Source organism: Colwellia sp. C2M11 (assembly GCF_018860915.1).
GTDB lineage: Bacteria > Pseudomonadota > Gammaproteobacteria > Enterobacterales > Alteromonadaceae > Colwellia.
On record NZ_JAHKQD010000047.1, the window covers coordinates 82,090 to 95,844 of the forward strand.

At 36.4% G+C, this 13,755-nt stretch carries 12 protein-coding genes; 8 read left to right on the forward strand and 4 right to left on the reverse strand.

What is annotated here, in order from left to right; translation table 11 throughout:
* Positions 1-153: 153 nt before the first annotated feature.
* Entirely contained in the window at positions 154-1,683 is a 1,530-nt protein-coding gene (locus tag KO509_RS13145) for a fumarate hydratase (RefSeq protein ID WP_215973723.1), read from the forward strand.
* Positions 1,684-1,814: 131 nt separating this feature from the next.
* Here KO509_RS13145 and dapD read toward each other — a convergent pair whose 3' ends face one another.
* From dapD to KO509_RS13165, 4 genes are read right to left on the reverse strand one after another with little or no spacing between them, the layout of a single operon-like run.
* Positions 1,815-2,648, reverse strand: a complete 834-nt coding sequence (gene dapD, locus KO509_RS13150) for a 2,3,4,5-tetrahydropyridine-2,6-dicarboxylate N-succinyltransferase (protein WP_215973724.1) — start codon at positions 2,646-2,648, stop codon at positions 1,815-1,817.
* Positions 2,649-2,689: 41 nt separating this feature from the next.
* A complete protein-coding gene (gene glnD, locus KO509_RS13155; RefSeq protein WP_215973725.1) occupies positions 2,690-5,326 on the reverse strand; it encodes a [protein-PII] uridylyltransferase in 2,637 nt (878 codons plus the stop codon).
* A gap of 36 nt (positions 5,327-5,362) precedes the next feature.
* The gene (map, locus tag KO509_RS13160; RefSeq protein WP_215973726.1) at positions 5,363-6,151 is read right to left on the reverse strand and encodes a type I methionyl aminopeptidase; all 789 of its coding nucleotides are present in this window, start codon (positions 6,149-6,151) and stop codon (positions 5,363-5,365) included.
* A 59-nt stretch (positions 6,152-6,210) separates the two neighbouring features.
* The gene (locus KO509_RS13165) at positions 6,211-6,849 is read right to left on the reverse strand and encodes a DsbA family protein (RefSeq protein WP_252727563.1); all 639 of its coding nucleotides are present in this window, start codon (positions 6,847-6,849) and stop codon (positions 6,211-6,213) included.
* A 374-nt stretch (positions 6,850-7,223) separates the two neighbouring features.
* Here KO509_RS13165 and rpsB point away from each other — a divergent pair, with 374 nt between their 5' ends.
* The 7 genes from rpsB to ispC all read left to right on the forward strand — a co-directional run bounded on the left by rpsB (position 7,224) and on the right by ispC (position 13,738).
* On the forward strand, positions 7,224-7,952 hold the full coding sequence (gene rpsB / locus KO509_RS13170) for a 30S ribosomal protein S2 (protein ID WP_215973727.1): 729 nt from the start codon (positions 7,224-7,226) through the stop codon (positions 7,950-7,952).
* A gap of 211 nt (positions 7,953-8,163) precedes the next feature.
* On the forward strand, positions 8,164-9,012 hold the full coding sequence (tsf, locus tag KO509_RS13175) for a translation elongation factor Ts (RefSeq protein WP_215973728.1): 849 nt from the start codon (positions 8,164-8,166) through the stop codon (positions 9,010-9,012).
* Between the two features lie 327 nt (positions 9,013-9,339).
* On the forward strand, positions 9,340-10,068 hold the full coding sequence (pyrH, locus tag KO509_RS13180; protein WP_215973729.1) for a UMP kinase: 729 nt from the start codon (positions 9,340-9,342) through the stop codon (positions 10,066-10,068).
* A 97-nt stretch (positions 10,069-10,165) separates the two neighbouring features.
* The gene (gene frr / locus KO509_RS13185; protein WP_215973730.1) at positions 10,166-10,723 is read left to right on the forward strand and encodes a ribosome recycling factor; all 558 of its coding nucleotides are present in this window, start codon (positions 10,166-10,168) and stop codon (positions 10,721-10,723) included.
* 87 nt (positions 10,724-10,810) lie between these two features.
* Complete coding sequence (gene uppS, locus KO509_RS13190) at positions 10,811-11,569, forward strand: polyprenyl diphosphate synthase (RefSeq protein ID WP_215973731.1); 759 nt, start codon at positions 10,811-10,813, stop codon at positions 11,567-11,569.
* 67 nt (positions 11,570-11,636) lie between these two features.
* Positions 11,637-12,503: a phosphatidate cytidylyltransferase gene (locus KO509_RS13195; RefSeq protein WP_215973732.1), complete on the forward strand. Its 867-nt coding sequence runs from the start codon at positions 11,637-11,639 to the stop codon at positions 12,501-12,503.
* 38 nt (positions 12,504-12,541) lie between these two features.
* The gene (ispC, locus tag KO509_RS13200) at positions 12,542-13,738 is read left to right on the forward strand and encodes a 1-deoxy-D-xylulose-5-phosphate reductoisomerase (RefSeq protein WP_215973865.1); all 1,197 of its coding nucleotides are present in this window, start codon (positions 12,542-12,544) and stop codon (positions 13,736-13,738) included.
* Positions 13,739-13,755: the final 17 nt, after the last annotated feature.

Consider the following 13,755-nt stretch of genomic DNA (forward strand, 5'->3'; position numbering starts at 1 on the left):
CGTATTTATAAGGTATTTGTTCGGTTTATGTTGAGTATAAATCTACAAATTTTGCTATTGGCTACTAGCAGCAGTTTCAATAGAGAGGTATTATAATGGAAACATTTTATATACCCAAATGAATTTATATTTTTAACGAAAGCTGAGAGCAACATGTCCCATAAAATTATCAAGCAACAAGACTTAATCGATAGTATTGAAGATGCACTTCAATATATTTCTTATTATCATCCGCTCGATTTTATTCAAGCGCTAGAAAAAGCTTACCATAAAGAGCAAAATACCGCGGCAAAAGACGCCATTGCACAAATCCTTATTAACTCACGTATGTCAGCTACAGGAAAACGTCCTATTTGCCAAGATACAGGCATTGTAACTTGTTTCGTTAAGGTAGGTATGGCTGTTCAGTGGGATAAAACTGATATGACTGTTCAGCAAATGGTGGATGAAGGCACACGTCGTGCTTATATGAATCCAGATAACCCTTTACGTGCATCTATTGTTGCAGACCCAGTCGGAGCTCGTAAAAATACAAAAGATAACACACCTTCAGTTGTTCATATTGACTTAGTTGAAGGTGATGAAATTGAAGTTATGATTGCTGCTAAAGGCGGCGGTAGTGAAAATAAAACAAAAATGGCGATGTTAAACCCGTCTGATTCTATTGCTGATTGGGTTGTCGCTACATTACCTTCTATGGGAGCTGGTTGGTGCCCACCAGGTATGTTAGGTATTGGTATTGGTGGTACAGCTGAAAAAGCAGGTGTATTAGCAAAAGAAAGTTTAATGGACCCTGTTAATATTCAAGAATTGATGGATAGAGGCCCACAAAACGCAGAAGAAGAATTACGTTTAGAGATTTTTGAACGTGTTAATAAATTAGGTATTGGCGCACAGGGATTAGGTGGCTTAACAACAGTTGTTGATGTGAAAATTAATGCTGTGCCCACTCATGCAGCGTCTAAACCTGTAGTAATGATTCCAAATTGTGCGGCTACACGCCATATTCACTTTCATTTAGATGGCTCAGGTCCAGCAGATTTAACACCACCTAAACTTGAAGAGTGGCCTGATATTACTTGGGAAGTCGGCGAGAATGTCCGTCGTGTTAACGTTGATGGCTTAACTAAAGCTGATATAGCTGAGTGGAAAACAGGAGAAACTGTTCTGCTTAGTGGTACTATTTTAACCGGTCGTGATGCCGCCCATAAACGTATTCAAGACATGTTAGCTAAAGGTGAGAAATTACCTGTAGATTTTACTAATAAGTTTATTTATTACGTAGGCCCAGTTGATGCAATTGGTGATGAAGCTGTTGGTCCTGCAGGCCCTACCACAGCTACACGTATGGATAAATTCAATGACATGATGCTATCTGAAACCGGCCTTTTAGGATCTATCGGTAAATCTGAACGTGGCGCAGCGACCGTTGAAAATATTAAAAAACATCAGTCAGTATATTTAATGGCCGTTGGTGGTGCAGCATATTTAGTCTCTAAGGCTGTGAAGAAAGCGCGCGTAGTTGCTTTTGAAGAACTAGGAATGGAAGCTATTTATGAATTTGAAGTAGAGGATATGCCAGTAACCGTTGCCGTTGACAGCGCAGGTGAGTCTGCTCATGTTACAGGACCAGCGATTTGGAAAGTGAAAATTGAAGAAATGGATGAGCAACTTAAAAAATAGTTGGCAATCCCGAGTATAATAAACTAAAAAGACGGTAAGTTAGCTAACTTACCGTCTTTTTTGTGTAATGCTTTTTTGTAATTTTAACTGAATTAGATCATTGAACCATTAATGTCTCAATTTTCTGGTTGTTAGTCAGCTAAACGTAACAGCTCATTAATGCCTGTTTTTTCACGTGTTTTTGCATCCACTTTTTTCACAATTATTGCGGCATATAAACTATATTTTCCACACTTAGATGGGAGGTTTCCAGGGACAACAACAGAGCCTGCCGGAACACGACCATAATGTATTTCACCGGTTTCGCGGTCATAGATACGTGTACTTTGGCCAATATAAACGCCCATTGAAATAACGGCACCTTCCTCGACAATAACACCTTCAACTATTTCAGAGCGTGCGCCGATAAAACAATTATCTTCTATGATTGTTGGACCTGCTTGTAGGGGCTCTAATACACCACCAATACCAACGCCGCCAGATAAGTGAACGTTCTTACCTATTTGAGCACACGAGCCAACGGTGGCCCAGCCGTCAACCATACACCCTTCATCAACGAAAGCACCAATATTAACAAAGCTTGGCATCACTACGACATTTTTACCGATAAAACTACCCGTACGTACTGATGCGCCAGGTACAATACGCACCCCATCAGCCTCAAACATTTCTTGTGTATAATCGCTGTACTTCATTGGTACTTTATCAAAAAAAGTACTTTCAGCACCGTCTATAACTTGGTTGTCCCATATACGAAAAGAAAGTAATACCGCTTTTTTTAACCATTGATGGACATGCCATTGGCCATTAATTTTTTCAGCAACACGTGCAGAGCCATTATTTAGTGCTGATAAAGATGCTAATACAGCTGTTTTTACTTCATTGGTAACTGTTGCAGGGCTTATGTTTGCTCTATCTTCAAAAGCTTGCTCTATGGTGTTTGCTAAAGCCGTTAAGTCGGTCATTTAAAATTCCTATTACTTATTTAAACTTATTTAAATTTATTTTAATCTATTTCCTGAGTTAATTTATCAGAAAGCTGTTGTTTTTCTTCTTCGGTTAATGCCATGTTCTCATAGGTTGATATAGTGAAAACATCATCAGCCTTTTCGCCAAAAGTTGTGATTTTAGCTGAATGAATATTAATATGTAATTGTTGAAAAACTTGCGCGATATTACCTAATAAGCCAGCTCTATCTAGTGCAATAATTTCAATCATTGTTTTACTTTTGGCTTTAATTTTAATAAAGCTTACTTTTAATGGAAACTTAAATTGTTTTACTTCTCTTCTTGCTGGTTGCAATGGAATATCACCGCAATCATCTTGCTTAAGCTTTTCGCTAAGAGCTTTCGTTATTTCAGCGGTTTGGTAGCTCTCTTTTAAGGCTTTTCCTCGTGAGTCTAGGATGATGAAGGTATTGACGGTATAGCCTGTTTTTGTCGTAATAATTTTTGCATCATGTATGGAAAGTTTTTTAGCCCCTAATACTTGTACTATACTAGCAAAGGTATTTACTTTTTCTTTCGCAAAAACAAAAACTTCTGTTCCACCTCGGTAAGGCTTCGTACTAATAATGACTAGTGGCTCTGTTCTATCGTGACCTATTATACGTTGACAGTGTCTGGCTATTTGCTCTGGCGAGTACCGTAAGAAATAATCGGCTCTGAATTCTCGCCATAAAGAATCCAATTGGCTTTTATCAATATGAGTTGTCGCTAATATATCTCTAGCTTGCTGCTGATTTTCACGGATTTTAGAACGTGTTTCAACTGGCTTTGATAAACCACGACGTAGTGCTCTTAGGGTATTAAAGTATAAGTCATGTAATAAGTTGGCTTTCCAATTATTCCATAAGCTTTCATTAGTCGCTCGCATATCTGCAACGGTTAAACAGTATAAATAATCTAAATGTGCTTCATCACGGACAGTGCCAGCAAAAGTGCGAATAACATTTTCATCATTAATATCGCGACGTTGTGCTGTTACTGACATTATTAAATGTTGCTCAACTAACCAAGCAACCATTCTACTGTCATGTTTACTCATTTGATGAGATTGACAAAATATTAACGCATCGACAGCGCCTAATTTAGCATGATCGCCGCCACGGCCTTTCGCTATATCATGAAAAATTCCTGCTAAATACAAAACTTCTGGTTTACGTATTTTTTGCATTATTTTGCTACACAAAGGGAATTTGTGGTTATGTTCTTTTTGGCTAAACTGATACAAGTTTTTGACAACACGGTAGCTATGTTCATCAACAGAGTAAGCATGAAATAAATCGAATTGCATTTGACCTGCGATATTGCGCCATAACGGGAGATAAGAACCAATAATTCCATGACGGTGCATCAAATTAAACGCTAAACCTAGTCCTCTTGGGTGTTTAATAATAGCCATGAAAATTTGACGACACTGAGCATAATCAACTAACCCCGAAACTAACCGACGTCTTGCATTTCTCATTAACCGTAGTGTATTTGAATGAATACCTTTGATATTGGGCTCTTGAGCAATAATTAAAAACATTTCGAGCATTTTTGCTGAACGCATAAAAACTCTGTTGCTGGTTGCATTAATTAGGGTATCAACAGATTCAAAATCCTGATTAATTACTTTAATATCAGCTTCTTTAGGATCTTGAATTGTTTCTTGTTGAAATCGATGCAATAAAATCGTGTTAAGTTCTGAAACTCGAGAAATGATGCGATAAAAACGCTTCATCATTCGTTCAACAGGTGCTTTACCTTCATCACCAAAGCCCATCATTTTCGCGACATCGGCTTGATAATCAAACAACAAACGATTTTCGCTACGCTTAGCAACAAAATGCAAGGCAAAACGCAGACGCCATAAATAGTCTTGTGCTTCAATTAGTTCAGATAATTCATTAGGGTAAAGGTATTGATGTTCTACAAGCTCTTCAAGGGAATCAGCGAGAAAGTGACGCTTTGCAACCCAAGCAATTGTTTGAATATCACGTAATCCGCCTGGGTTTGCTTTTAAGTTCGGCTCTAGAGTATAGGCTGCACCGTGATATTGTAAATGTCTCTGTTTTTGCTCTTTTCGTTTAGCTAGAAAGAAGTTTTTAGAAGTCCAAAATGCATCATCGTTTAATAAAGGTAATAGTTGCTGTGTAAGTGCTTCATTACCAGCTATTTGCCTCATTTCCATTAAGTTCGTTGCTATAGTGACATCATTAATTGCTTGTTTAATGCATTCTTTAATTGAACGTACACTGTGTCCTATATCTAGCTTTATATCCCATAGCTGAGTGATAAAACTCGAAATTCTTTCTTCTAAAACTAAATCAATATCAGGTTGAGTTAATAATAAAATATCAATATCTGAAAAAGGATGCAGTTCACCACGGCCATAACCGCCTACAGCGATTAAGCTTATTTGAGATTCGTCAAGGTGGTGTTGACACCAAAGCTTAGCAAGTATGTTATCAACAAACATTGCTCGAGCAGTCAAAAGGTCTTGAACATCATGTTCAGAAAAGGCTGCTTTTAGCCACTCATTGAAGTTAAGTGTTAATTGGCAAATATCTTTGCTAGATAAAGTGTCAGCGGTAATGGCTAAGCGCTCTATAAAATCTGAAGGGATTATATGGCTTTCTATTGGATGATTATTCACATGCTTACCTTTGATTCAGAAAGTGACTGATATTTTTTAGTTATGTAAAATACGGCTAATGCTTTCTTCTTTTCTTAAGGTCAAAATCTCACAGCCTGTTTTAGTAACAACCAGTGTATGTTCCCATTGAGCAGAATTTTTACTATCACTGGTATAAACAGTCCAATTGTCATCTTTGTCTAAAACAGTTGTTGCCTTACCTAAGTTGATCATTGGCTCAATAGTGAAACACATGCCTTCTTGCATTTTGGTTTTATCATTGTTTTTGTAATGAACAATTTGTGGCTCTTCGTGAAATTCAACGCCAATGCCATGACCGCAATAATCTTTAACAATAGAATAGCGACCTTTGCTTTTAATGAATTTTTGAATAGCAGTACCAATTTCTCCAAAAGTAGCGCCAGGCTTTACTTTTTTTAGACCAATATATAAGGCTTCTTGAGCTAAACGGCATAGGCGGCTGTTTTCAGGAGAAACTTCTCCAATTAAAAACATTTTACTGGTATCACCATGATAACCATCTTTAATAACGGTAATATCAAGATTGATAATATCTCCATCTTTTAATACTGTATTGTCTGGAATACCATGACAAACAACATGATTAATAGAGGTACAGATAGACTTTGGGAAGTTATGGTAATTTAGGGGGGCAGAAATGGCTTGCTGTACCTTTTCAGTATATTCAGCACATAAGGCGTCTAGTTCATTAGTTGTGACTCCTGCTTTTACATGTGGAGCAATCATTTCTAATACATCACAAGCGAGTTGCCCTGCTATACGCATTTTAGCAATTTCATCTTGGCTTTTAATTGGTATGGTCATTGAATTCTCTTTTCTTTCTTAAATTTAAGTGTGTTTATATCAATTGAAATAGATTATTTCTATTGATATTTATTTAGCTCTAATTCAACCGCTTCAATAATGGCGCTAGGTTGAGTTAAATAAAAATTGTGGTTCAATAATATTAATTGATCATTAACTGCCAATAATAAAGCTGGAATTGCTTCAGTATTCATCATTTCTTGCAGTGAATATATTTCTTCTAGCTGCATAAAAACATCTTTGCTGAGTTTATCATTTTTAAACACTTTCGTTGGTGGTGATAATTTCAGTTCATTGATAATATCATCTAAATCAGCTTGATTAGTTAACTTGTTGCCTTGCTCAAAATGCGCCTTTTGTAATGCATTTAGCAACGTTAATGCTAAATGTGGCGTTTTATGTTGTGCCCAAGTCATTAAGTTAGCCGCTAATATAGAGCTTTTATTGGTTTCGAGTAGTTTTTTATAAACCGGTGGAAATTTTATATTAGCTAAGTTTTCAACGGCTTTAATTTCGTTAAGCTTACTACTGGTAGAATCATCATTCTTACCATCAAAAAAAGCAGCATGCCATAAATTTATAGTAATGGCAGGAAATGCTTGATTAATTTCATTTACAAGCTTGGTAGTTACATAACTCCAAGGGCAATGGCTGTCATATAGAAAAAACAGCTGTGCAGGTATGTTCTGTGTTGTCATGGATTACCTAAAAATTGATTGTTTGAGCGTATTAGTTATCTTACTTACAGGTAATTTTACCGTGATAATAGTAATTATCCCAGTGAATTTTTTTCTGGTTAAAGATGCGTTTTTATGGTATAAAATGCGGCGCTGAAATATTGGAGTTTACTTTTTAACGAAAAGTAGTCCTTATTTTAGTGCCAATTAAACAGGTCATGTCTGCTAAAGTCAGCTTGATTATATTATAAACTCACATACATCTATCAAAGATATACCGGGGTGCCCCGCTGGAAAATATCTTGTTGTTTACTTAATAAAGTAACTCAAGATTACAGTAAAAGGGTCGTGTGTATTGGATGTATGAACGCTTAACCCCATTAAAGGAAAATACAATGTCAAACGTTTCAATGCGCGATATGCTTAAAGCTGGTGTTCATTTCGGTCACAAAACTCGTTACTGGAATCCAAAAATGAAGCCGTTTATTTTCGGTTCTCGTGATAAAGTTCATATCATCAACCTTGAGCAAACAGTTCCTATGTTTAATGAAGCACTTGCTTTCATTAACAATGTTTCATCTAAGAAAGGTAAAGTTTTATTTGTTGGTACTAAACGTGCTGCAAGTGATGCTATCAAAGATGCAGCAATTAAATCAGACCAATTCTTCGTTAATCACCGTTGGTTAGGTGGTATGTTGACTAACTGGAAAACAGTTCGTCAATCAATTAAACGTTTAAAAGATCTTGAGTCTCAAAGCACTGACGGTACTTTTGAAGCTTTAACTAAAAAAGAAGCGTTAATGCGTACTCGTGAAATGGAAAAGCTTGATAAGAGCTTAGGTGGTATTAAGAACATGGGTGGTTTACCTGATGTTATTTTTATCATTGATGCTGATCATGAGCATATTGCTATTAAAGAAGCAAATAACCTTGGTATCCCAGTAGTTTCTGTTGTTGATACTAACTCAAATCCAGATAACATTGATTACATTGTACCTGGTAACGATGATGCAATCCGTGCAGTAACTTTATACTGTGATGCTGTTGCTAATGCTGTAATTTCTGGCCGTGAACAAAACATTGTTGTTCAAGCAGAAAAAGACGGTTTTGTTGAAACTGAATAATTATTTGATTACGCTTTTTCATTAACTAAGCGTAATTAAAAATAATTAAGTACAATAATTCGTTTAATCATAAAAGCATTGTTATAAAATTTATATTTACAGCTTTGCTTTTATGACACCTAATTTACTATTTATTCCCATCACATTGTTGTTTAACACTTTATGTTTAAGCGGTGATGATGGGGGTAACTGCAAACAGAGGAATTAACTCATGGCAATTACTGCTGCAATGGTTAAAGAACTTCGTGAACGCACAGCTGCGGGCATGATGGATTGTAAAAAAGCGTTACAAGAAGCTGACGGTGACATGGAACTTGCGATTGAAAATATGCGTAAGAACGGTCAAGCAAAAGCGGCTAAAAAAGCAGGCAACATTGCTGCTGAAGGTACTATCTTAATTAAAGATGTAAACGGCGTTGCTGCATTATTAGAAGTTAACTGTCAAACTGATTTCGTTGCAAAAGATGCTAACTTCTTAGCGTTTGCTAATGAAGTATTAGATGTTGCTGCTGAATCAAAAGTAACAATTGAAGAATTACAAGCACAATTTGAAGAAAAGCGTATTGCTTTAGTGACTAAAATTGGTGAAAACATCAATATTCGTCGTGTTGAGTATGTTGAAGGTGCAGCGTTAGCTTCTTACCGTCACGGTGCTACTATTGGTGTTGTTGTTGCAGGTGAAGGTGATGCTGAATCACTTAAACATATTGCAATGCATGTTGCTGCAAGTAAGCCTGAATTTTTAACTCCGGATGACGTTCCTGCTGAAGTTGTTGAAAAAGAAAAAGCAATTCAAATTGAAATTGCTATGAATGAAGGCAAGCCACAAGAAATCGCTGAAAAAATGGTTTCTGGTCGCATGCGTAAGTTCACAGGTGAAGTATCTTTAACTGGTCAAGCTTTTATTATGGAACCTAAGAAAACTGTTGGTGAAGTATTAAAAGAAAAAGGTATTACAATTTCTTCTTTCACTCGTCTTGAAGTGGGCGAAGGTATTGAGAAAAAAGATGAAGATTTTGCCGCTGAAGTTGAAGCGCAAATCGCAGCTGCTAAAGCTTAATATTCTTTATATTTGATGTCATAGCGTTAATATTATCAAGAGGTATTTTAATCACTAGTTTTTCTGAGTGATATCAATAATACCTTCTGTTGTTAAGTTAAATTCATCAAAATTTTTGAATTAATAAAAAACGTCTATTTTGCATTTGCAAGGTAGGCGTTTTTTTATACATTTTTTTATACTTTTTTTTAGGTTTTTCATAAAATTGGAATAATAATAGTGGTTTTTTCAGTTAAGGCTTTCTTGGATAAGCTAAACGTATTAAAATGTTTGCGGTCTTTTTTGACCCTAGCCTTTTTTCAGCGAGCCAAATAGGAATTTTCACATATGAGTACTAACCCCAAATCATCTTATCGACGTATTCTTCTTAAACTTAGTGGTGAAGCTCTTATGGGAGAAGAAGGTTTTGGCATAGATCCAAAAATTCTTGATCGCATGGCGCAAGAAATTAAAGAGTTAGTTGAAATGGATATTCAAGTAGGTCTTGTTATTGGTGGTGGTAATCTATTTCGTGGAGCAGGGCTTGCACAAGCCGGAATGAATCGAGTTGTAGGTGACCAAATGGGTATGCTAGCCACAGTAATGAATGGGCTGGCTATGCGTGATGCATTACATCGTGCTTTTGTGAACACTCGATTAATGTCTGCAATTGATTTAGCGGGTGTTTGTGAACGTTATAATTGGGCTAATGCCATTAGTTTATTAAAATCAGGCCGTGTTGTTATTTTTTCTGCTGGTACTGGTAATCCCTTTTTTACAACAGACTCTGCCGCATGTCTGCGAGGTATAGAAATTGAGGCTGATGTTGTGTTAAAAGCAACAAAAGTTGATGGGATATATTCAGAAGACCCAATGAAAAATCCGGCAGCTGAACTTTACAGCGAATTGACGTTTGATGAAGTATTAGACAAAGAATTAAAAGTTATGGATTTAGCTGCTTTTACTTTAGCACGCGACCATAATATGCCTATTCGTGTTTTTAACATGAACAAGCCTGGTGCTCTTAAAGCTGTCATCATGGGACAGGACGAAGGCACAGTAATTAAGAATAAATAAACTTAATTGATTTTTAGAAAAAAAAGCAATTAAGCTTTATAAAGTTTGTATAAATTGTGAATTTAACATTATTTAAATAATTGTAGGAAGAAACATTGTGATAGATGAAATTATCGAAGATGCGCAAGAGCGTATGGCAAAAAGCATTGAATCTCTTAAGGGTAGTCTGAATAAGATTAGAACTGGGCGTGCTCACGCTTCATTACTAGATAATATTACGGTTGATTATTATGGAATGGAAAGCCCTTTAAACCAAGTAGGTAATATCTCAGTACCGGATGCTCGTAACCTTTCAATTACTGTTTTTGATAAAGGTATGATAGCAGCAGTAGAAAAAGCCATCATGAAATCTGATCTTGGTTTAAATCCACAGTCAAACGGAACCTTGATACGTATTCCGTTGCCACCATTAACTGAAGAACGTCGTAAAGACTTAGTTAAAGTAGTACGTGGTGAAGCTGAAGGCGGTAAAATAGCAATTCGTAATATTCGTCGTGACTCTAATTCTGACTTCAAAAGTTTGTTAAAAGATAAAGAAATCAGTGAAGATGAGCATCATCAAGCTGAAGACAGTATTCAAAAAGTTACCGATATTTATGTGAAACAAGTTGATGAAATTTTAGAGAAAAAAGAAGCTGAATTAATGGAAATTTAATTCGTTTTTTGTAAATAACGCCAGATAGTAGTAATTACTGACTGGCGTTTTTGTATAATAAATTTACTTGTCATGAAAGGATAATCAGTGGCTACTGACATAGCATCACTAGATGAAGGAAAAATAATTCCAGATCATATTGCTATTATAATGGATGGTAATGGTCGTTGGGCGCAAGCTCAGGGAAAAGGGCGCGTTGCCGGTCATAAAGCTGGTGTTTCCTCTGTTCAAGCTGTTGTTAAGGGCGCGCGTCAATTAGGCGTAAAAGCGCTAACTTTATTTGCTTTTAGTAGTGAAAATTGGCAACGACCAGAAAAAGAAGTTAGTGTCCTAATGGACTTGTTTATGTTTGTGCTCACCAAAGAAGTTAAACGCTTGCACAAGCATAATATTCGCTTTCAAGTGATTGGTGACTTAAGTCGTTTTTCTGAAAAATTACAAAAAAGTATCAAAAAATCAGAAGAGTTAACGATATTAAATGATGGCTTAGTGTTATCGATAGCTGCAAATTATGGTGGACGTTGGGATATTGCTAATGCGGCAAAACTGCTGGCAAGCAAAGTTCAAAAAAATGAGATGTCGCTTGACGATATCAATGAAAATTCACTGCACAAACAAACTTGTTTAGCTGATTTACCCGAACTTGATCTACTGATTCGTACAGGTGGTGATTATCGTATTAGCAACTTTTTATTATGGCAAGCCGCTTATGCAGAGTTTTATTTTACTGAAACATTATGGCCTGACTTTGATGAAATGCAATTTGATAAAGCAATTGATGCTTTTACTCAAAGAGAGCGCCGTTTTGGTAAAACGGGTGAACAAGTTAAACAAATAGAAGAATAAAAGTAGTTAAGTCAGAAAAACTATAACAAAGATGGCTTAGCACTTACTAAAATAAAAAGGATATAACTTGCTTAAACAACGTATTATTACTGCTTTAATTTTGGCACCTGCGGCAATTGCGGCAATCTTTTATTTACCTTTAATGTATTTTGCAATTTTATTGCTAGTTATTATTGGTATTGGTGCTTGGGAGTGGGGACCTTTTATGGGGTTTGACACTACAACTCGAAGAGTAGGTTTCGTTGGAACGACACTTTTTCTGATTGCAGGTCTTTGGACTACCGTATCACTGAATGATTTATGGACAAGTTCTGGGCAGTTACATAGCTATGCTTTGGCCGTATTATGGCTAGCTGTCGCGTGGTGGATATTCTCTGCTTTTTTAATGCTTTCATATCCTAAAGCGAGTGGTTTTTGGTCTAAACATCGCTCAGTTCGTGGTGTTTTTGGCTGGCTAACACTAGTACCTACTTGGCTAGCATTTATGGTAATTCGTGCGAATGACTACCAAGTCGACACCTATCATGGTGCTCAGTTGTTAATGTTTTTATTGTTAATGGTATGGAGTGCTGATATAGGTGCCTATTTTGTTGGTAAAGCTTTTGGTAAAAATAAATTAATGCCAAATGTTAGTCCAGGAAAAACCTTTGAAGGTTTCCTTGGTGGTATTGCTTCTGCTTGTATTCTGGTTGCTATTGCTGCCTATCTATTAGCATGGAATCAAGGACAGGTTATTACAGTCTTGTTAGTGACCGTGTTAATTACAACCGTTTCGGTATTAGGCGACTTAAATGAAAGCATGCTTAAACGCCAAGCAGGTGTTAAAGATAGTGGATCTATCTTGCCAGGACATGGCGGAATTTTAGATAGAATTGATAGTTTAACTGCAACAGCGCCTGTTTTTGCACTTTGTTACGTATTATTTGGTTGGTAAGATTTGTGATAAAAGAAAAGTCAGGTAAACAAGTAACTGTGCGTGAGCTTTGTATTTTAGGTTCAACAGGCTCTATTGGGCAGAGTACGTTAGAGGTTGTTCGTTTACACCCTGAAAAATTTAACGTAGTGAGTTTATCTGCCAATGAAAGTGTTGATAAAATTGTTGAGCAATGTATTGAGTTTTTACCTAAAACGGTTGTAATGACCTCTGAATCTCATGCTGAATTATTAACGCTACGTCTAGCAGAAGAAGGGCTTAATAATATCACGGTAGAATCTGGTAATGACGCTCTTTTAGATATTGCTGCTTCAAAGGATTCTGACACAGTTATGGCTGCAATTGTCGGAGCAGCAGGGCTAATGGCAACATTAGCAGCAGTAGAAGCTGGTAAAAGAGTGTTATTAGCTAATAAAGAAGCCTTAGTCACTTCTGGTGCTATTTTTATTGAGGCTGTTAAGAAATCAGGAGCAGAATTATTGCCAATAGATAGTGAACACAATGCTATCTTTCAAAGTTTACCTTGGCAAGAGCAAGGACGAGTGGGGCACTGCCAGTTAGGTCAAAATGGTATTAGTAAAATATTATTAACAGGATCAGGCGGACCATTTAGAACTTGGTCGTTAAGTGACATTGAAATGGCAACACCAGACCAAGCTTGTGCACATCCTAATTGGGAAATGGGCAGAAAGATATCGGTCGATTCTGCTACCATGATGAATAAAGGCTTAGAGTTTATTGAAGCTAAATGGTTGTTCAATGTGACAGCAGATGATATCGAAGTTGTGTTACACCCACAAAGCACTATTCATTCAATGGTACAATATATCGATGGCTCCGTTATTGCGCAAATGGGAAATCCTGATATGCGTACACCTATTGCTCATGCATTAGCTTATCCTGAAAGAATCGACTCTGGCGTTGCGCCCTTAGACTTTTTTAATACGGCGTCATTTGATTTTCAATCTGTTGATTTTAAAAGGTATCCTAATTTGAAATTAGCAATTGAGGCTTGTGAAAGTGGTCAAGCTGCATGTACAGCACTTAATGCAGCGAATGAAATTGCAGTAGCGGCATTTTTAGATGAAACAATTAAATTTAACGATATTTACAAAATAAATGAAACTTCTGTGAAAAAATTTGTCTCAGAACAGGTAAGTAATATAAATGAGGTTATTTCCTTAGATATACGAGCTAGAGAATTTGCTCAACAATTGTTAGTAGAGTATTCATGAGTTTTACCTGTATATTA